This is a genomic window from Streptosporangium sp. NPDC000563, from assembly GCF_040299985.1.
GTDB lineage: Bacteria > Actinomycetota > Actinomycetes > Streptosporangiales > Streptosporangiaceae > Streptosporangium.
On record NZ_JBEPDA010000005.1, the window covers coordinates 180,138 to 198,779 of the forward strand.

At 67.5% G+C, this 18,642-nt stretch carries 17 protein-coding genes and 1 pseudogene; 11 read left to right on the top strand and 7 right to left on the bottom strand.

Going from position 1 to position 18,642, the window contains the following annotated elements; translation table 11 throughout:
* Nucleotides 1-12 precede the first annotated feature (12 nt).
* Nucleotides 13-1,178, bottom strand: a pseudogene (locus ABT352_RS15885) (IS3 family transposase).
* A 213-nt stretch (nucleotides 1,179-1,391) separates the two neighbouring features.
* On the opposite strand from ABT352_RS15885, the gene ABT352_RS15890 reads away from it, so the two are divergent.
* From ABT352_RS15890 to ABT352_RS15905, 4 genes are all read left to right on the top strand, one after another.
* Nucleotides 1,392-2,222 (top strand): SDR family oxidoreductase, encoded by an 831-nt coding sequence (locus ABT352_RS15890; RefSeq protein WP_350945555.1) that lies wholly within the window; start codon nucleotides 1,392-1,394, stop codon nucleotides 2,220-2,222.
* 75 nt (nucleotides 2,223-2,297) lie between these two features.
* Complete coding sequence (locus ABT352_RS15895) at nucleotides 2,298-2,420, top strand: hypothetical protein (RefSeq protein WP_350945556.1); 123 nt, start codon at nucleotides 2,298-2,300, stop codon at nucleotides 2,418-2,420.
* Nucleotides 2,421-2,459: 39 nt separating this feature from the next.
* On the top strand, nucleotides 2,460-2,738 hold the full coding sequence (locus tag ABT352_RS15900) for a CopG family transcriptional regulator (protein ID WP_350945557.1): 279 nt from the start codon (nucleotides 2,460-2,462) through the stop codon (nucleotides 2,736-2,738).
* Nucleotides 2,735-3,157 carry a hypothetical protein gene (locus ABT352_RS15905; RefSeq protein WP_350945558.1) on the top strand — a complete coding sequence of 141 codons (423 nt, stop codon included), beginning with the start codon at nucleotides 2,735-2,737 and terminating at the stop codon, nucleotides 3,155-3,157. The genes ABT352_RS15900 and ABT352_RS15905 overlap by 4 nt, the downstream gene beginning before the upstream one ends.
* A gap of 206 nt (nucleotides 3,158-3,363) precedes the next feature.
* Here ABT352_RS15905 and ABT352_RS15910 read toward each other — a convergent pair whose 3' ends face one another.
* Both ABT352_RS15910 and ABT352_RS15915 read right to left on the bottom strand, forming a co-directional pair.
* The gene (locus ABT352_RS15910; protein WP_350945559.1) at nucleotides 3,364-5,670 is read right to left on the bottom strand and encodes a polysaccharide lyase 8 family protein; all 2,307 of its coding nucleotides are present in this window, start codon (nucleotides 5,668-5,670) and stop codon (nucleotides 3,364-3,366) included.
* A gap of 276 nt (nucleotides 5,671-5,946) precedes the next feature.
* Complete coding sequence (locus ABT352_RS15915) at nucleotides 5,947-6,570, bottom strand: maleylpyruvate isomerase family mycothiol-dependent enzyme (RefSeq protein WP_350945560.1); 624 nt, start codon at nucleotides 6,568-6,570, stop codon at nucleotides 5,947-5,949.
* A 127-nt stretch (nucleotides 6,571-6,697) separates the two neighbouring features.
* On the opposite strand from ABT352_RS15915, the gene ABT352_RS15920 reads away from it, so the two are divergent.
* Together ABT352_RS15920 and ABT352_RS15925 are read left to right on the top strand one after the other, a co-directional pair.
* Nucleotides 6,698-7,699, top strand: coding sequence for a sigma-70 family RNA polymerase sigma factor (locus ABT352_RS15920; protein WP_350945561.1), 1,002 nt, complete (start codon nucleotides 6,698-6,700; stop codon nucleotides 7,697-7,699).
* A gap of 62 nt (nucleotides 7,700-7,761) precedes the next feature.
* Nucleotides 7,762-8,124 carry a VOC family protein gene (locus ABT352_RS15925; protein ID WP_350945562.1) on the top strand — a complete coding sequence of 121 codons (363 nt, stop codon included), beginning with the start codon at nucleotides 7,762-7,764 and terminating at the stop codon, nucleotides 8,122-8,124.
* 302 nt (nucleotides 8,125-8,426) lie between these two features.
* On the opposite strand, the gene ABT352_RS15930 is transcribed toward ABT352_RS15925, so the two are convergent.
* Together ABT352_RS15930 and ABT352_RS15935 are read right to left on the bottom strand one after the other, a co-directional pair.
* Nucleotides 8,427-8,900, bottom strand: a complete 474-nt coding sequence (locus ABT352_RS15930; protein ID WP_350945563.1) for a DUF2231 domain-containing protein — start codon at nucleotides 8,898-8,900, stop codon at nucleotides 8,427-8,429.
* A gap of 131 nt (nucleotides 8,901-9,031) precedes the next feature.
* Nucleotides 9,032-10,000 (bottom strand): ferritin family protein, encoded by a 969-nt coding sequence (locus ABT352_RS15935; protein ID WP_350945564.1) that lies wholly within the window; start codon nucleotides 9,998-10,000, stop codon nucleotides 9,032-9,034.
* Nucleotides 10,001-10,764: 764 nt separating this feature from the next.
* Between ABT352_RS15935 and ABT352_RS15940 the strand changes: the two genes are divergently transcribed.
* From ABT352_RS15940 to ABT352_RS15960, 5 genes are all read left to right on the top strand, one after another.
* Nucleotides 10,765-11,433, top strand: coding sequence for a Crp/Fnr family transcriptional regulator (locus tag ABT352_RS15940; RefSeq protein ID WP_350945565.1), 669 nt, complete (start codon nucleotides 10,765-10,767; stop codon nucleotides 11,431-11,433).
* Between the two features lie 103 nt (nucleotides 11,434-11,536).
* Entirely contained in the window at nucleotides 11,537-12,463 is a 927-nt protein-coding gene (locus ABT352_RS15945; protein WP_350945566.1) for a hypothetical protein, read from the top strand.
* Nucleotides 12,447-14,477, top strand: a complete 2,031-nt coding sequence (locus tag ABT352_RS15950; protein WP_350945567.1) for a hypothetical protein — start codon at nucleotides 12,447-12,449, stop codon at nucleotides 14,475-14,477. Before ABT352_RS15945 ends, ABT352_RS15950 begins: the two co-directional genes overlap by 17 nt.
* A complete protein-coding gene (locus ABT352_RS15955) occupies nucleotides 14,474-15,598 on the top strand; it encodes a hypothetical protein (protein WP_350945568.1) in 1,125 nt (374 codons plus the stop codon). Before ABT352_RS15950 ends, ABT352_RS15955 begins: the two co-directional genes overlap by 4 nt.
* A complete protein-coding gene (locus ABT352_RS15960) occupies nucleotides 15,591-16,925 on the top strand; it encodes a DUF4407 domain-containing protein (RefSeq protein WP_350945569.1) in 1,335 nt (444 codons plus the stop codon). The genes ABT352_RS15955 and ABT352_RS15960 overlap by 8 nt, the downstream gene beginning before the upstream one ends.
* 143 nt (nucleotides 16,926-17,068) lie before the next feature.
* Here ABT352_RS15960 and ABT352_RS15965 read toward each other — a convergent pair whose 3' ends face one another.
* Nucleotides 17,069-17,611, bottom strand: a complete 543-nt coding sequence (locus tag ABT352_RS15965; protein WP_350945570.1) for a hypothetical protein — start codon at nucleotides 17,609-17,611, stop codon at nucleotides 17,069-17,071.
* A gap of 423 nt (nucleotides 17,612-18,034) precedes the next feature.
* A complete protein-coding gene (locus tag ABT352_RS15970; protein ID WP_350945571.1) occupies nucleotides 18,035-18,472 on the bottom strand; it encodes a hypothetical protein in 438 nt (145 codons plus the stop codon).
* Nucleotides 18,473-18,642: the final 170 nt, after the last annotated feature.

Sequence of the window (18,642 nt, forward strand, 5' to 3'; positions counted from 1 at the left end):
GGCGGTGTGCCATCAGGCTCCAGGGTCCGGCGGCTGGTGACGCCGCTCGTACTCGTTGGGGCTGAGCATTCCGATGCCGGAATGCCGCCTGTAGGGGTTGTACCAGCACTCGATCCATTCAAACACCGCGTTGGCGAGTTCTGCTCTTGTTGCCCATTTCTTGGTGTCGAGCAGTTCGAGTTGCATCGTCCCCCAGAACGATTCCATCATCGCATTGTCAAAACAATCGCCGACCGTTCCCATCGAGCCCATCAACCCGGCCTTGCGGAGTCGCTGCCCGAATGCCCAGGACGTGAACTGACAGCCGTGATCGGAATGCAGAATAGTCGCCCCACCCTCCGGAGTACGGCGGGTGACGGCCATGGAAAGCGCGTTGACGACCAGCTCCGTCGTCTGACGTTACGCCATCGACCAGCCAATGATCCGGCGTGAATAAGCGTCCATAACCGCCGCGCAATACAGTTTCCCCTCGCTCGTGGGATGCTCGGTGATATCGGTCAGCCAGAGCCGGTCAGGAGCTTCCACGGTGAACGCCCGGCCGACGAGGTCGTCCTCGGTCGCGACGTTGACCAGGCTGCGGCGGCCTCGTCGCCGGTAGGCGCCCCGTAGCCCGGCGCGGCGCATGAGCCGCTCGACGCGCTTGCGGTTCACCGCCAGCCCCAGGCCGAGCGTCAACTCGGCGTGCACGCGCGGCGAGCCGTAGCTACCGCGGGACTCGACATGGATCTCGCGGATGATTTTCGTGAGTTCGGTATTCTCCTGTTCCCTGGCCGATGCCGGCCGGCCGAGCCAATCGTGGTATCCCGAGCGCTATACCTTCAGCACTCGGCAGGCCACCGCGATAGGGATATCGTCGTCGGCGAGTTCACGGACCAGCGAGTACGCTATTTTGGGAGAACGTTCTCACGCGCGAAATACGCGGCTGCGCGTTTGAGGATCTCGTTTTCCAGTTCCAGCTGTTTGTTCTTGCGTCGCAGCTCGGCGATTTCGGCTTTCTCGGCCGTCGTGAGCCGACCCGACGTTTGCCCTTCCTGGTCGGCGTCGGCCTGGGCCAGCCAGTTTTGCAGGCAGGAACGGCTGATTCCCAGTTCCTTGGCCAGAGTGATGATCGGTTTGTCACCGAGTTGGGCCAGTGCGACGGCGCGCTCACGAAACTCAGGCGAGTGAGGTGCAGGCACGAGTCCCTTCCTTCCCAGCCGACGCAAGGTCGACTCAGGCGAGGTGTCCGTCCTGCGGGGGGGGGAACCTCAAGACGCGTTCGCTCGACGGAGGGATTGCTCGTCGCGCTCGTGTGTCTTGGGCACGTCTGCTGACGGCGTCGAGCCACACCTGGTACCCGAGGCGTCGCCGTGGAGAGAATGGCGCTGCGGCAAGTACATCCGGGAGGGTCAATGACCACAATGTCCGGCAAGGTGTGTCTGGTGACCGGCGGGACCAGCGGGATTGGCCGGGAGACGGCGGCCCGGCTGGCCGAGCTGGGGGCCACCGTGGTCGTCGTCGGGCGCGACGTCGAGCGAGGGCGAGCGGCCGTCAAGGAGATCCGGCATCGGGCGCCCAGCGCCGAGGTGGACCTCCTGACGGCCGACATGTCGAGCCTGGCCGAAGTGCGCCGGCTGGCCGCCGAGGTGCTGGAGAAGTACCACCGGCTCGACGTACTCGACAACAACGCCGGCGTGATCATGCTCAAGCAGCAGTTCACGGTCGACGGCTACGAGACCATGTTCGCCGTCAACCATCTGGCGCCGTTCCTGCTGACCAGCCTGCTGCGGGAACGGCTGGTAGGCAGCGCGCCGGCCCGCGTGATCACGGTTTCGTCCAATGTGCATCGCTCGGCCAAGCAGATTCCCTGGGACGAACTGGCCCGCGGCGAGCCGAGCTACCCGCTGTCGAAACTGGCGAACATCCTGTTCACAGCCGAGCTGGCCAAGCGCCTGACCGGCACCGGCGTGGTCGCCAACTGCCTGCACCCGGGCCTCATCCGCACCCAGTTGGGCCGCGAGGTCCGCGGCGTCGCGAAGCTCCTCGTCGCGGCCGCCAAGCCCTTCATGGGTACCGTCCAGACCGGCGCGGCCACCCCGGTCCACCTGGCCAGCGCCCCAGAGGCGGCCGAGGTCACCGGAGGCTACTTCTTCCGCGGCAAGCAGATCGAGCCGAGCTCCCTGGCCCGCGACCCCGAGGCGGCCGCGCGTCTATGGACCCTCAGCGAGGAGCTGGTGGCGTAAGCCGAGCCAAGATCGTCGCCATGTGGCGCGCTCGCCAAACTTGTGATCAATGGCCTGCTGAGCGGCGTACGGACCGTGACGATCGACGTGAGCCGCAGCACCGGCTCAGCGGAGATCCGCATGGGTCAGAATGTGCCGATGACGATCTCCGCCGACACGCTGCCCGACCCGGTGCCCGGCACCCGCAGGAATGGATGAGCTGGTAAGAAGGTCGACACCTGAAGTATGGTCTTAAGTATGGCAACAAAGAAAGTGACGGTGACGATCCCCGAGGAGCTCCTTGACGAGATCCGCGCGGATGCGGCCGAGCGAGGCCTGTCGGCGTACGTCGCCGAGGCGTTGCGCTTCAAGCGTGACCGGGATCGGTTGCTGGAGCTGGTGAACTGGCTGGAGGAAGAATACGGGCCTGTCACCGATGACGAGCGTGCGGCAGCACTCGAGGAGTTGGAAGACCTCGACGCCGAGCACGAGCGTCGCCGTGCGAGCGGAAAGCGCAACGCAGGAGAGGCTGCGTGAGCCAGCGAAGCGGTGATCGCGGGCAGCCGCTACGGATCTTCGTGCTCGACTGTCAGGCCTTGTCCCTGGCCGTGCGTGGCGACAAGAAGATGATCGCCTGGCTCGACCTTGCGGCCCGGGGGCAGGCGGAGGTGGTGACGTCTCCGATGACGGTGGTTGAGGCCTACGACGGCAGGGTCACCGAGCAACGTTGGGATTGGGTGCTTTCCCGGCTCAACGTCCCCCATATCGGGAAGGACGAGGCCCGCCAGGCCCGTCGGCTCCTGGCCGACGCCAAGCTGCACGGCCACAAGTACGCGATCGACGCGGTCCTCGCCGTTATCGCACGGCAGCAGAAGGGACAGGTCACCGTCTTCACCTCGGACGTAGACGACCTGGAGAAGCTCGTTCCGGACACGATCGTCGTCAAGAAGGTATGAACTGCAGGCCCGTCACCGGGTCTGTGCTCGCCTTGAGGCTTGAGGAAGGCCGGGGCCGCTCCGCGTTTTCCGGACGCGATGCCCAGACAGGGTGCCGACCGCTCTGGAGGCAAGAACCACAAGCTGGATCGAGGTGCTCTTCGTCGCGCCCCTGTACGTAGTTCGCTCGTCAATCTCGTGCCCCATCGACTCCGAGCACCTCAAAGTCAGACCCTCACCTCCGCAGTATGCGCATGCCCGCGACTCCCCCCCACCTCCACCTTCAGCGCACCCCTGGCCTTGCGCACACTACGATCGCTCTCCCTCACCGACTTCACCCGCCAGGGCAACGTCACCTTCACCTCGTCAACAGTCCGAGACGGATCGGACACCGCGAGCCGTACCCGCTCCCCCACCCGCCGGACCAACAACGTGCAGGGACCGTCCACGCTGAGCGGCCCGTCCTGGGTCTCGACGGTCCCCCCGCGCCAGAAGACGGCCGCGATCATGCCATCACGTGAGATGGCCTGCACCGCTCCGGAGTTGGCGAGGATCTCAACCCGCCCCGCGTAAGCCTCCATCTGCGTGATGGAGGCGTCGGGCAGCACGGCGTAGGCGTAGCGCGCCTTGCGGGGGTTGACGCCGTGGTCGATGACGATCGTCGTGTAGTGCCTGGTGACGGGGGTGGTGTCGCCTCCGGTGGTGGCGCCCTTGTCGATGTCGCGCCAGCGGCCGGTGCGCTCGGCTCGGATCACCTTGGCCTTGGCGCCGTCGAGGAGCGCGTAGCCGGCCACGCCGGGCAGGTGGATCCAGCCCTCACCCCGGGTCAGCGACGGGTGCCGGTCGTGGGTGTTGCGGTTTTCCACGATGGTCTCGATGCGGCGGCCGTCGGAGGCGGTGATGCCGGTGCCGAGGGCGATGACCGCGTCGTCGAGCATGAACCACGCCTTCTTGGCCCGTAGCGAGGAGCCGCCGGCGATCAGTTTCATGGCGGCCACGCCGTACTCGCCGTCGAGGGCCACGCCGCCCGCCCACGGGGTGGGGGGCAGGCGGCGGTGGTCGTGCGGGAGGTCGGCGCGTCTGCGGGTGTCGACCGTCGTTCCCGGCAGGCGGTACGGGTCGATCGTGGGCCACAGGTCGTCGTTCCAGTGGGTGAGGTCGCCGGTGTAGAGGTAGGTCATGCCGTCGCCGGTGTACCAGCCGTGCAGGTTCTCCCGGTTGATGGCCTCGGCGGCGCCGATGCGCTGCGAGCTCATCGAGATCGCGTACGCCCAGGTGGGGCGGCGGTGTACGACCCGGTCCATGTCGGCGAAGACGTACGTGCCCGTCGTGCGCTCACCGACCGGCACCGCGGGGTCGGTGAGCAGGGCCGTGGCTCTGGCGATGCTCGCCGGGGGTGCGTACGTGCCGTAGGGGACGGTCTGGTTGCGGGTGAGCCAGCCTTTGACAAGCGGTCGCCAGCGGCGGGCGTGGCGTTCGGGGGCGGTCTCCAGCAGGGTGAGGACGGCTTCGACGGCCTTGTGTCCCGAGTGGTGGTCGCGGTGGCCCTGTACCGAGATCTGCCGGCCGCGTACGCAGTCCATCATCAGCCCGTCGAAGACGAACGGTACGAACGTGCGGTCCACGAGGTCGTAGATGTTGCCGATTCCGGTGATCTCCCACGGCGACCTGGAGAGCATGGCGATCAGTTTGGCGACGCTCTCCAGGTAGTCCACGCCGTAGCTGCCGGTGTAGGGGTACACGTCGTGCTGGATGAACGATCCGTCGCGGTAGAAGCCGTCGCCCGGGCCCCTGGTCGGCCGCAGCAGGTCGGAGACCGCCTTTCCCGCCCGTCTGACGAGGCGGGCGTCGTGGGTGAGGACTCCGCGCATCGCCACCGCCATCGCCTTGCCCGCGCGGTTGGCGCCGGTCTCGACGACGCCGGGGTGGCTGACGCGGCGTTCCGGGTCGGGGCACCAGCGGTGCAGGGGACGCAGCCAGCGATCGAGGCGGCCCGAGGGCAGGCCGTCGTACAGCAGGGCGCAGGTGTCGGTGAGCGAGCGGGGGACGCCGATCTCCCACCAGTACCAGTTGCTGCCCCGCCGGTCGAGCCCTTCGTGGTACGCGTGCTCGTACAGGAAGTCCAGCGCTTGAACGGCGGTCCGGGCGACCTGGCCGTCGTGGTGCATCGCGGTGCCGGGTGTGGCCCAGGCGAGCGCGAGGGTGCGCATGCGGTTGTAGGAGCGGTTGAAATTGCCGGTCCGGGGGTTCGAGAGCGGCAGGTCGGGCCAGAGGCTCGGACGGCCGGGGGCGGGGTTCAGCTTGCGCAGCACCGCGTTGGCCGAGCCTTCGAGTGCCCGCGTCCTGTCTATATAGGTCGCGTCGGTATGAGCTGAGGTGTCCGACCCGCCGGCCATCAGGTTCACCCACCGCTCACGCGCGTCGTCGAACGCGGCGGTGCCGGTCGCCGCCTCGGCCGGTCTGTCCCACAGGGCGAGACCGGCCACCGTCGCGGCGCCCAGCAGGGCGGACCGTCGACTGAGGGGGTGGGTCATGGCGGCCCTTCCGGCAATAGGGCAAATATCAGACGAAAAGATCATAAGTCGACATGCGGGTGGATCATCCGGCTCCTCTGACGGTGAGCGGCGCTGGGCGGCGGTGAGCGGGCGTACGGACGTCATCGGGAACGCGCGCTACCCGGCTCGGGCGGTGACATGCCGGACCGATCGGCCGGCGGCGTCCCACCCGCTTGAGTATCCCAAGCCGCCGGCCTACCCGCCGCCCCCAAGAGCAGGTCGAGCGTCCCCGGTCGCCGTCACCGGTTTCGGGAACTATTGGGAGAACCGCGTCGCGGCCTCCCCCGTGAGCCGGCCCGGCGGCAGACGTCGCCCACAGAGGACAAGCAGCAGGTCCTGGGCCGGTCCCCGGAGCGGTGTTCCCGTCCCGTGGCTCCAGTCGAGGTCGGTCGCCCGCAACGCGACCCCCGCGAGGTCGGTTCCGAAGAACGCGATGTTCTTCGGACGCATCCCGGCCAGCACCATGGCCACCCGTTCGACTGGAACCCGGCGGTCGAGTCCCAGACCCACCGTGATGTCGAGTCCATGGATGACTTCGTGCGCGAGCGCCCCGTGGACGCCTCCGCCGGGAGGAGTCCACGGATGTGCGGCGTTGTCCCGCAGCGAGGCGAGCAGTCTCTCGGGCGGCAACCTGACGGCGTCGCGACGGGCGCACCGATCGGCCATGCGATTGAAGTCTCCGCGTGCCTTCGCCAGCTCCAGCAGGGTCCTTCCGAGTGAGGTGCGGAAGGGCATCGTCGTGTGGGCGACGACCTCGCGGACCCTCCAGCCGTCACACAACGTGGGCGCATCCCACTGTTCGGGACGCAGGGCCGCGAGCAGGTCCGCCTGTTCGCGGCGTTCCTTCACCAGTGCGTCCCGAAGTCGATCTTCGGTCATCAAAGCCTCCTCGTGCTTGTTCGGCGCGTACGTTCACGGTGTGATCCCGGTATGGGTACGAACGCGGAGCCGGAAAGTCATCGGTCCCCCCGCGTGATGTGTCGGTGGCGGCGCATACGGTCGGGGAATGGCTGAAACGCTGACCGGTGAGGATTCCCGGCTGGAGCCGTTCCGGGTCGAGCTGACCGGTTACTGCTATCGGATGCTCGGCTCCGGCTTCGAGGCCGAAGACGCGGTGCAGGAAACGCTGCTGCGTGCCTGGCGAGCGTTCGACCGCTACGACGAGCGACGGGCGTCGCTGCGCACCTGGCTCTACAGCATCGCCACCAACATCTGCCTCGACATGCTGCGCAGCACGCAACGCCGGGCCCTGTCCATGGATCTCAGCCGGGCCGCGGACGGCGGATCGAGCATCGGCGAGCCGGTGTCGGAGCGGGTCTGGGTCCAGCCGGTTCCGGACGCTCTCGTGCTGCCGATGGACGGCGATCCGGAAGAGCTGGCCGTGCGGCGGGAGACGATCCGGCTGGCGTTCGTCGCCGCGTTGCAGCACCTGCCGCCCCGGCAGAGGGCGGTGCTGATCCTGCGTGACGTGTTGCGGTGGAAGAGCGGGGAGGTCGCGGACCTCCTGGAGACCACCGTCGCGTCGGTGACCAGCGCGCTACAGCGGGCGAGGTCGACGCTCAAGACGGTCGACGCCATGCCCGGTGAGCCGTTCCGGCCGGCCGACCCGGGCCAGCGCGAGTTGCTCGCCCGCTATTGCAGCGCGTTCGAGCGTCACGACGTCACCGCGCTCGTCGCCCTGCTGCACGAGGACGCGACGATGTCGATGCCTCCCTTCGCCTGGTGGCTTCGCGGCCGCGACCTGATCGAGCAGGCGCTGCTGGACCCGAACGCGTCCTGCGCGGGCGCGCGTCTCGTCCCGGCCGCGGCGAACGGCTCGCCGGCGTTCTGGCAGACCAGACCCGGTCCCGACGGCGTTCACGTGCCCTTCGGGCTGGTTCTTCTGGACGTGTCCGGGGGTCTGATCAGCGGCGTCACCACATATCTGGACGCCGACCGGCTGATCCCGCTTTTCGGCGCTCCGGCCGCGTCTTTCCCGCCACCGCGATCGTTTCCCGCACACCGATGAGTTTCGTGACGCCACGGCGTATCCCCGTGGACGGCTACTCACCACGAACCGGAGGAACGACCATGGCGACTGTCCAGCCCATCATCGTCACATCCGACCTGGATCGACTGCGAACCTTCTATGAGCGCCTGTTCGGGGCGATGGAGGTGAGCCGCTTTCCCGAGGACGGACCCACGTTCTTCGTGAACCTGAAGTTGGGCGACTCGGAACTCGGACTGGTCAACGAGGCGGCGACCGACCTGTCCGCCCCGCAGCGGATCCTGCTGAGTGTGAAGGTCGACGACGTGAACGGTCTGCTGGACCAGGCCGAGTCGGCCGGCGGACGAGTGCTCGGCCCGTCCAACGACATGCCATGGGGAGAACGTGTGGCCCATATCCACGACCCTGACGGAAACAAGGTCAACCTGACCCAGCCCCTCCGGTAGAACGCCGGACGGCTCAGGCGATGACCCGCCTGCTGCTGACGTGCGCGGGGGCGTGCTTCCTGTCGCTCTGACTGCTCGTCCCCACGATCCCCGAGCACGTCACCGGCCCGCCGGAGCGAGGTCCGGTCCTGGTCGGCGGTTGCTTGGCGATCACGGCCGGGTGCGCCGTGATCTTCCGCCCACTGGCCGGCCGACCGGCGCGGCCGCGGAGCGGCGGCCTGCACCGGCGCCGCGCTGCCGGCGATCACCTTCTTCGCCGCGCTCACGGCCGAGGCCGACCGAACCTGGTGCGGGTACGGAACTCACTTGCTCCAGACGCTCTCGGCTCCGCTGTGGCCCGCCCGGACCATGGCGACGGTGCCTCCCACGCCGCCGACCAGGGCGAGGATCACCAGGACGATCATCGCGCCGACGTACCATCGCGGGCGCGTTCCTTCATGGGGTGAGTGCCTGCCGTGCCCCATGAACCGGGTCGCCAGGGAGAGGCCCAGCGCGGCCAGCCAGAGCACGATGGCGAACGGCAGCACCTGCTCGCCCTGCTCCTCGTGGGCCTCGATGAGCGCGTTCTCCCCGACCGTGTCCGCCAACGTCTCGCCGCTGCTGATCGACAGCGGCACGGCGATCAGCGCGACGGTGGCGACGAACAGCACCGCCGGCCACAACCGGCGCGCCGCCGCGGGCCAGAACGCCATCAAAATGGTGCCGAGCGCCGCGAGCGGCAGGCACACGACGGCGGCGTGCACGACCAGCGGGTGCAGCGGCAGGCCGAAGAACATGTCCGTCTCCTGTCTCGCGCGACGCCGGGCACCGGATCGCGACCGGCGAGAAGCGCCGATGGCCGCGGGCGGTGCCGGCGGCCATGACTTCTGTGGCCTCCGGCGTCAAGCGGCCGGAGCCCGTCATCTCCTCACCGTGAGTCCGCCGCCGGAGGCTGCCCGGGCTGCTCGGGAAGCCGATCCAGCTCTCGCTGGAAGGCGCGGGCGTGTCCGGCCTCGTCCTCGGCGTTGTTCGAGAAACGGGCGGCCGCCTGGCTGTCGCCCGCCGCCTCGGCGCGCTTGGCGAAGGTCGGGTACATGGTCCGGGACTCGTACTGTTCGCCGGCGATGGCCTTGGTCAGGTTGGCGCGCGTGTCACCGACCAGCCCGGCCAGCTTCGCCTCATCGGCGAAGTGCTCGTGCAGCTCCACCTCGGAGGTGCCGCGGAACAGTTTCGCCACGGCCGGGTTCTTGGCGTGCTCGGCGTACTGATGATATTTGGCGTACGCGAACCCCTCACCGTGCAAGGCCGCGTCCAGATCGGCCTTGGTCTGCTGTGCGCGGACCTCGGGCGGCCCCTTCGGGACCCGAACCTTGTCGGCCTTCGGCGGCTTCGGCACCGTACCCTCGCCGGACTCGACGGCGCGCAGCGCGGCCTCGAACGCCCGCCCGTGCCCGCCTTCGTCACGGGCGATCTCCGAGAAGCGGGCGGCCGCCCGGCTGTCGCCGCCTGCCTTGGCCTGCCGCGCGAAACCGGGATACATCTGCCGGGACTCGTAGGTCTCCCCGGCCACCGCGGCACGCAGGTTCTCGGCGTCGCTGCCGACCAGGCCGCTCAGCTGGGCCTCCTCCCTGAAGTGTTCGCCCAGTTCGACGCCGGCGGTGCGCTCGAACAGGCGGGCCACCGCCGGCAGCCTCTCCCGCTGGGCCTGGGCCGCGTACAGGCGGTAGGAGGCGTTGGCGAACGCCTCACCGCGCATCGCCTGTTCGAGGTCCTTCTGGGTTTGCGGGCTCGGTGGATCCACCGGTGCGGCGGAAGCGGCGAGCGCGCCGCCGACGGGCACGCTCAGTGCGATGGTGAACGCGCCTGTGATGACTGCGCGTGCGAACGAGGTGATCATTTCGACCTCCCGCCTGGTGCGGCTGTTTCCTGCCATCAGGTGAGGACTTACCTGGAGCGAGTGGTCGGTAACGGTCGTCCTGGCAAAGCCGGGTGAAGCATGCGGGCCGAACGCAAAGGGTGCCCCATGCGCGGGGCGGCGCACTCCCGGGGGTGGTACGCCGGCGACTCTCCGTGACGCCGCTTGGACGAGTCACCCTTGGGACGAGCGGCTCGGGTCCGAGGGCGGCCCCCGTCGCACGTTGCCTTCCGCTCTGGAATCGACACAGGAATATCTATTGTGCACTGAGTTCACGATACGCTTTACTCGTGACGCAGGTTCACCCCGACCAGGGACCCCGCGCGACGGGTGCGTCTCGCGTGGCCTTCCATCGCGATCACCAGCCGAGTCTGTGAGGTCCCCGACTTGCCAACGGCTTCCCACACACGAAGACGAAGCGTCCCGAGCGACGGCGCCACCCCGGAGAAGACAGGAGCCTTCACCTTCGGAAAGCCACAACCACCTTGTAAGCACACAAGCCGCAAATCGCCGCCGATGTTCCGCCAGGTCACGCCGATCACCGGAATCCTGTCCAGTTCTCCGGGAATTTCGGCCCGCCCTTTACGGCAAGCCGGACAATATATCAAATAACCACATCGATAACCATCTAACCTGGCCACCATGTATTCCAGGGTGTAGCTTCCAGCAGCTTCACATCGATGACCCAAGGCGCTTAATCCGTGATGAATGATCAAATTCCCGCCAGATGGCCTGCCGGCACCCTCATGGACAGAATCAGCCCGGAGGAGCGGAAGGAACTCCTGGATCTCGTGCCGCCGTCCCCGCGGCAGGCCGGCGAACCACTCATCTATCACGGAGACCGAGAGAGGTCCGAGGTCTATCTTCTGAGGTCCGTCCCGGGTCAGCGGATCACCGCGTGCGTGAAGGTGACGGCCTACCTGGAATCGGGCGCATCAGCAATATTGGGCATCCGGGTCAGCGGCGATGTGGTCGGCGAGCTGGCGGCTCTGCGCAGGGAGCCCAGATCGGCTGCGGTCACCGCGTGCAGTCCGATGTGGGTGCACGTCATCCGCGCGGAGGTGTTCACCGACTTCCTCGACCGTCATCCGGCGGCATGGAACGCGTTCGCCAGGATGATCGCCGACCGGCTCGACTGGGCCAACCGCAGAAGAACCGACTTCGCCCAGTTCAGCGTGCCCGTACGGGTCGCGAACGTGCTCGTGGAACTCTCCGGCCGGCACGGGGTCGCCCGGGCGGACGGCAAACGGGAACTGGGAGTCGATCTCACCCACGAGGAGATCGCCAATCTCGTCGGGGCCGGGAAGGACGCCGTCTTCAAGGCCTTCCGACATTTCAAGGAGCTTGAACTGATCGCCTCCGGTCATCGCAGGAAGATCGTCATCGACCCAATCGGTCTGTCCAATTACCGGTAAAACGTACTGGTACGTCTTGAGGCGATGCGACCTTCGCCAGACTCATCCCCGGCGATCTCCCCACCGCTCTGGTGGATCTTTCTCGCAACCACAAGGTGACGTGATGTTCGATTCTGATTTCAGCCGCCGCCTGGTCATGGCGGTCGACGCGGAGGGATACGGCCGCGGCGACGACCTACGGCACGACTCGATCCAGTCGGGCCTGGCCCAGGTCATGGACCGTGGCGCACGAGAGGCCGGCCTGCGGCGCGAGACCTGGGCCCGCCAGGAGGCCGGCGACGGCGAGGTCATCGTCATCCCCGAGAGGGAGGGCGAGCTTCGGGTCGTCGACGACCTGGTCCACCGGGTGCGCAAGGCGCTCCACGACCACAACCGCGAACGCCGAGACGACGCCCGCCTGCGGATACGCGTCGCGATCGGCCACGGCGTCGTGAAACGCGGCGCGATGGGCTTCGTCGGCCAGGTCGTGGTGACCACCGCCCGGCTGCTCGACGCGGAGGCCGCCCGTACCGCCCTGCAGGTGAACCCGCGCGCCGACCTGGTGCTGATCCTCACCGATCGGCTCTACGAGGACGTCGTCCGACAGCTCCACACCTCCTACCGGCCGGAGGCGTTCACCCGGCTGGAAGTGCCGACCAAGGAACGCACCGAGATCGCCTGGATGTGGATTCCTTCCGAAGACCTGGCTCAGAGAGGAACTCTCGACATGGACAACCTGCCCGAGGTCGCCGACACCCTGTGGGCTCTCATCGCCGGGGGTGCCATCGAGCGTCTCGGCGCCTACGGCACCGAGACCGGCCTGGGCGGAGCACGCAGACTGCTCGCGAAGATCAAGAAATTCCGGTCCGAGCAGGGCCAACCGGCCGCCCCGGAGTCGCGGGACGACCTGCTGGAGTCCCTGGAGAAGCTGGTGCGGGCCGACCCCACCGCGAAGCGGGTCGCGCAGCAGTTCAACGCCGAGCAGATGACCGTGAACATGATCACCGCTCCCATCTCCGGGGAGGAGATCAACTTTGGTATCCGAAACTGATTCGCCGCCCGACGGCGTCCTGATCGGCGAGGCGGCCACACCGGTGGATCTGACCGATCAGGCCGAGGCGACGGACGAGGGTTTCGCGCAGGTCTCCCAGGTCCAGACCGTCATCAACCACATTCACGGCAACGTGGGAGACGCCTCGTTCGGCATCTCGGGGGCTCGCCCCAGGTCCCGCCGCACCTCGGGACCCGTGTCCGCCGACGAGATGGCGGAGACCCGCACCCGCCACGTGCGCCACGCCACCTACGAGGCCGCCGCCGAACAGCTGGGCAGATGCAACCTGGTGGCCCTGATCGGCACTGCCGGCACCGGCCGCCGGACGGCGGCGCTCAACCTGCTTCAGGACTTCGTCGCGGAACGGCGCGAGGTGGTGGAACTCAGCCCGGCCTACACGCTGGAGAAGCTGGCCGCCCGCGAATACCGGAAGGCTCACGGCTACCTGCTGTGCGACTGGCCCAAGGACGACGTCGAAGGAAACATCGCCGACTTCCACGTACGGGAGATCAGGCGCCGGGTGCGCGACGCCGGGGCCTACCTGGTGATCACGGCGACGGCGACCTCGCTGCCGGAGGGAGACCGGATCGCCTGGCGCCCGCCGCCGGCCCGTGACGTCCTGCTGGCTCACCGGGTGGCGCCCGAGGTCGCCGACGAGGCGGCCGCGCAGATCACCGCCGACCACGCCATGGCCGACGTGGTGACACTCGCGCGCGACCTGGCGTCGGGGATTTCGCTGGACGACGCGCTCGACAGGCTGGAGTCCGCCGGGCGGCGCGATGTGGTCGCCTGGTTCGACGGCCCGCGTACTCGGGGGGAGCTCTTCGAGATGGCCGCCATGGCCTTCACCGCCGGCCTTCCCGAAGCCGGCTTCGAGTCGCTGCTCGCCCGGCTGGAGTCGATCGCCGGTATCGGCGCCGAGGGTGCGGTCACCGTTTCCGCGGACGATCCGATGCCGAGCCGCCGCCTACTCCGGGTGGCGGAGGGCTCCCTTTTCAGCCTGTCGCCGGGGCGCAGGCTGGAGTTCAGGGTCCCGAGTCACCGAACGCACGTGATGCGGGAACTGTACCGGCGGCACGGCATGCGGTTGTGGGAGCCGGTCACCGAATGGCTCCATGAGTGCGCGGCTCTCCGCGACCCGAGCGCGCAGGCGGAGATCGCCAGGGGGGTGGCGGTTCTCGCCTCCGTCTCGGACTACTCGTACGTCGAGAGCACTTTTCTCACCCCGTGGGCCCGTGGAAGAGGCGTGATGCGCAGCCAGGCCACCGCCGCGATGGCCATCTCATGGCTGTGCCTGGACGAGACGACCCGTCCGGAGGTGCTGCGCACCGTCAGCTCGTGGACGAGGGCGTCCGCCGCCAGACCCAAGTTCACCGCCACCCTCGCCTGGTCCGGTGAGCTGGGCATCCGGTTCCCGCTGGAGGCGGTCCGGATGCTCTGGACACAGATCAGGGGCAGTGAGAAGCCCGTCCGGCACGCGGAGATCGCGCTCGCCCGTCTGTTCGCGGCGTTGACCGAGGCCACCGGCAACGCCCTGCCGATGCTCGACTGGCTGGCCCGCCAGATCGGCAACGACCGGCGGATCGGCCGTGCGGTCGATCCGCTGATTCGGGCGATCCTGAGTGTCCTGTCGGCTCGCGCGGACGGCGTCGGGACTCCCACGGTCACCGCTCATCTGCGCAGTTGCCCCGCCTCGGCCGTCCCGCTCGCCAGACTCTGGGCCGCGGTTCTCGTCAAGCGCCCCCACCGCAAGGACGCGCTGACCGCCCTGTACGACGCCGTCTGCGCCTTCGACGACCGCGACGGCGACGACCGCGACCGGGTCCACGCCCTGTTCGCGGCGCTCGTGGAGGCGCTCCCCGCGAAGGAACGGCCACTGCTCGCCCATGACCTGCGGCGTTATGCCATCTCCCGCGACACCGACGAGAACCGGCTGGAGATTCTCCTGTCGCTGCTCCGAGTCTTCCTGAGCCCGGCTGTTCTGTCCCTCGACACCATCGGAAAGCGTCCATGACTTACCCCGTGATCAGCCAGGTCTCCCTTGATCCTGTCGCCAGGCAGGGGTTCCTGAGCAAACCCCGGCGGCCGATCTCCAGCCTCCCCCGCCAGCTTCCGCACCAGCGGCTCGTCTTCGAGTACGACGGCACGTTCGTGCTGGGCGACCGGCGGTTGCACGGCGACGAACCGCACGTGCTGCACGCAGCCAGCGTCAGCGTCGTGGACGTGACCAAGGATCACCCCACCACGATCCGGGTGCCGATCAACTCCTCCGGCGCCCACGACTTCACCGTCTCGATCCACTTCCGCTGCACGGTCGACGAGCCGATCGAGGTGGTGCGTGCCGGTCTGACCGATGTCACCGAGCACCTGGTCACCTACGTCCAGGCCTACCACAAGCTCTTCGAACTCGGCCGCGGCCACGGGCTGCACGAGGTCCACGAGTTGTGGACGCTCGTGCACGCCCAGGTGAAGGCGTACACGACCGTGGTGCCCTGTGTGCTGCCCGGCATGACGGCAGAGTTCTCCGGCCTCAACGTGCACGCCCCCGACGAGATCGCCCAGGGGCGGCGACACTACGAGACCAGCCTGCACAACATCCGAGGCGAACACGGCCTCCGCGACGTCAAACGCAAGCTCGATCGTGACTACGAACTCGACGAGCAGGATTACCTGCACACCAAGGGCCACAGCGCGAACGACTTCACCCGGCAGGAGGCGGCCCTCGACCGGGATCAGCAGATCACCGGGGCCAAGAAGATCAGGGACCTCCTCAACAGCGGTCCCGGCGCCGCCGACGGCCTGTACGTCACCGTTCCCGGTCTCAGCGAACAGCAGATCGCCGAACGTTACGCCGCCCTGGGCGACCGGGAGTACAGCGCCACCCAGCGCGGAATCCAGCAGGAACACGAGTTGCAGGTCGTTCAGGCCCGCGCCCGGGCCGATGTCGTCCGGGCGGCGATCGCCCAGGGCCTGTTCAACGAGACGACCGGCAAGGAACTGCTCGCCACCTTCGACGAGGTCGAGCCGGAGGCGGAGGTGAGAGACCTCGAAAGGCCCGCTTACGAGGCCCAGGCCGAGGTGACGGCAGGCGACAACGACGACGACTTCTTCATGGAGGAGGACGTCCGTGGTTGACATCCTCCACGGTCCCAAGGCGGCCCAGCAGCACAGACGGCACCCCCGGCGTCGGGAGAGGCCCGATCTCGGGAGGTTCTTCCGGCGGTTCACCGGAGTCGACGAGAAAATCCTCGCGAGCGTTCCTCAGGAACGCTCCCGCTACACCAGTCTCGGCGGAATCGTGGCCAGCACCGCGCTCATAGCGGGCGCCTCCCTGCTGGGCGCGCTGACCCTGATTTTTTCGGCGTCTCCGTTGTATCTGTTGCCGGTGGCGGCGCTGTGGGGCCTGAACATCGCCAACATCGACCGGTTTCTGATCACCAGCCTCGCCGGTGACAGCGACGGCTGGTCCCGCTGGGGCAACCTGCTGGTCCGGCTCGCCGTCGCCCTCGCCATCGGCGTCTTCATCGCCGAGCCGCTGACCCTCAAGATCTTCCAGGAACGGCTCGACCGGCAGATCATGGCGGAACGCGACCAGGTGATCAGCCAGACGGAGAGCCGGTACAAGCGGTGCAACCCCCTCAAGGGACCGGCTCCCGGAGGTGTCGACTGCGCCGATTTCGTCCTCGACGGCGGTGACCGGGCAACCGCCGTCGAGGACAACATGACGCAGCAGCAGAGCCTCCTCAAGGCCGCGGAAGATCGGCTGGCAGCGGACACAAAGGAGGAGGAGAAGCTGAAGGAACGCCGCGACCGGGAATGCCTTGGCGGCCGCAGGATCCCGAACTGGACCACGGGCGTGCCCGGCAACGGCCCCGAGTGCAAGGTCAGAAACAACGAGCTCGCCACCTTCGTCGCCAACCACAACATCCCCCGGCAGCAGGAGGAGGTGGCGAGACTCAAGGCGAAGCTCGGTTCTCTCGCGGCCGATCGCGCCAGTGCGGAAACGGAAAGCGCGGCGGCGCTCAGCAAGAAGATCACCGAGCGCGTCGAGGAGAAGAAACGGGCCTACACCCACATCGGCCTGCTTGAACGATGGGAGGCATTGGGTACGGTCGCAGGGCAGAGCGGCATGGTCAACTTCGCTCACTGGTTGTTGCGCGTCATCTTCGTGCTGCTCGACTGCATGCCGATCATCTCCAAGATGCTGAACGGCAAGACCGAGTACGACCGCCTTCTCACCCAGGAACTGCGCGCGGGCTCGGCCTGCCACGAGGCCGAACTGAACTTCACCACCCGGCAGAGGACCGGCGAGTACGAGATCAAACTGCGCGAGGAAGAGCGCCGACTGAAAGCCGAACGCGGCCGGATCGACCGGGATCAGCGCGTGGACGAGGCTTCCAAGGACGAAGAGATCGACCGCCTCGCCCGTACCTTCATGAGCTCGATGCCCGCACATCGATGAGGACCGGAAACTCCACCCCCTGGACCGCGGCCCCTTCTTCGGACACCACGGGTCACTTCCTGGGGCGACGTGTCCTTCGGTCAGCCGGTACGAGGCCGGGTTCGCCGGACCGTCGGGGACCGCCGTCGTGCGTTCCCGTCCCTCTAGAGATAGAAGATCGCCAGAACGGTGAGGCCGATGCCTAGGGCTATGAAGGCCGGCGTCCTGGGCTGTCGGGCGGCCTCCTTCCGTGAGGAGATCACCAGCACGGCGCCCACCGCCACCGCGACCAGCAGGTGCAGGCCGTACCAGACGGGGATGGGCGGTTTCCCGAGGACGGTGCCCGACAGCAGGTCGTCGGCGGCTCCGTAACCGGCGAGCGCGGCGAGCAGGCCCAGGCCCAGTGCCGCGAAGGCGTACCGGAACCGGCCGAGCAGGACCCAGAACATTGTTCCCAGGACGAGCAGGACCGAGGAGGTATGGTGCAGTTTCCGGACGAGCAGGCCACCGCGCACGTCGAAGCTGAGGTTCAGGAGCGAGTTGTAGGCGGCACTCATGGGAATGCCCCGAAAGGGCTCGTAAGGACCGCTGTAGATCACCGTCTGGCCGCTGGGCACGTAGAAGAAGGCCAGGAACCCTCCGGTCAGCAGAACGGCCACAAAACAGTAGACCAGCATCTCACCCACCAGCTGCCTCGCGCGCTCCATTCGGCATATTTCACCACATCGGGCAAGCGTCGGCTCGGCGACCAGGAACATCGGTGCGAGGAGGACAGGGGTTCGGAAACTCACTGACGAGGTTCAGTGGCATCGGCGGAATTTCCGAACTCGCTCCCCTTAAGGTGTTTCTGTCGTTTTATGTCACGCCGGTCCGGTGGAGAGGGGAACGGACGCGGGTGAAACGCCGTTTCCGCGTGATGGCGGTCGTGCTGCTGATGGGAGTCTGCGCCTGCGGGGCCGCCGTACCGCCGTCGGCCACCGAGGAGCAGGCTCCGATCCTCCCTTCCGAAGTCGGCCCTGCGGAGACGCCCCCACCCGTCCCCTCTCCCGTTCTGAAGGCGGGAACGTCTTTCGCACGGGGACCCGGGATCCTGATGGCGTATCGTCGGTGTCCGGCCCATTCGGGGAATTTCAGGGCCGGTCGGCTCTTGAGTAGAGTTCTTGCACTCGGATGTATTGATCCACCCAGAACGCATCTTTCTCGCTCTTCGAGGCGTTTGGCCGTAGTAGTCCAAGTTGTGTGGCCAGGGCGTAGAAGCCGCCGCCGGGGTCGGTCCCGCCCTTGTGTGTGACGAGGGCTGAGATCATCAGCTCGGTCTCCGGATAGGTCCTCTCCACGATCAGGCCCAGGAGATATCCGATGGCGGCTCGCTCATCGGCGCGCCCGAAGTCGAAGCCGGGAAGGCCCGTTCTCTGCGTCAAAGCGTTGTTGAGGTCTTCGTACGACGTCTCACCCGGGGTTTGAGCGCGCTCGACGAGGAACTCCAGCCCGGCCTCCGTAAGCTGATCCCACGTTTCTTCGTCGCGGCTGTATTTGTACATCGAATCGCCTCCGTCGGAGATGGTCACGGGGAACCCGGAAATTCGGACGACACGGCCAGGTCGCCAAGGAGCTTCGATCCTATCCGCGTGGTCCGACGGAATCGCTTCCGTTCAATTAACGTCTTCTCGCCGTCGGCGGTTTAGGTTGGTGGCGATAATCCGAAAAGCGTGCAGCCCTTATGACCGAAAACCACTTG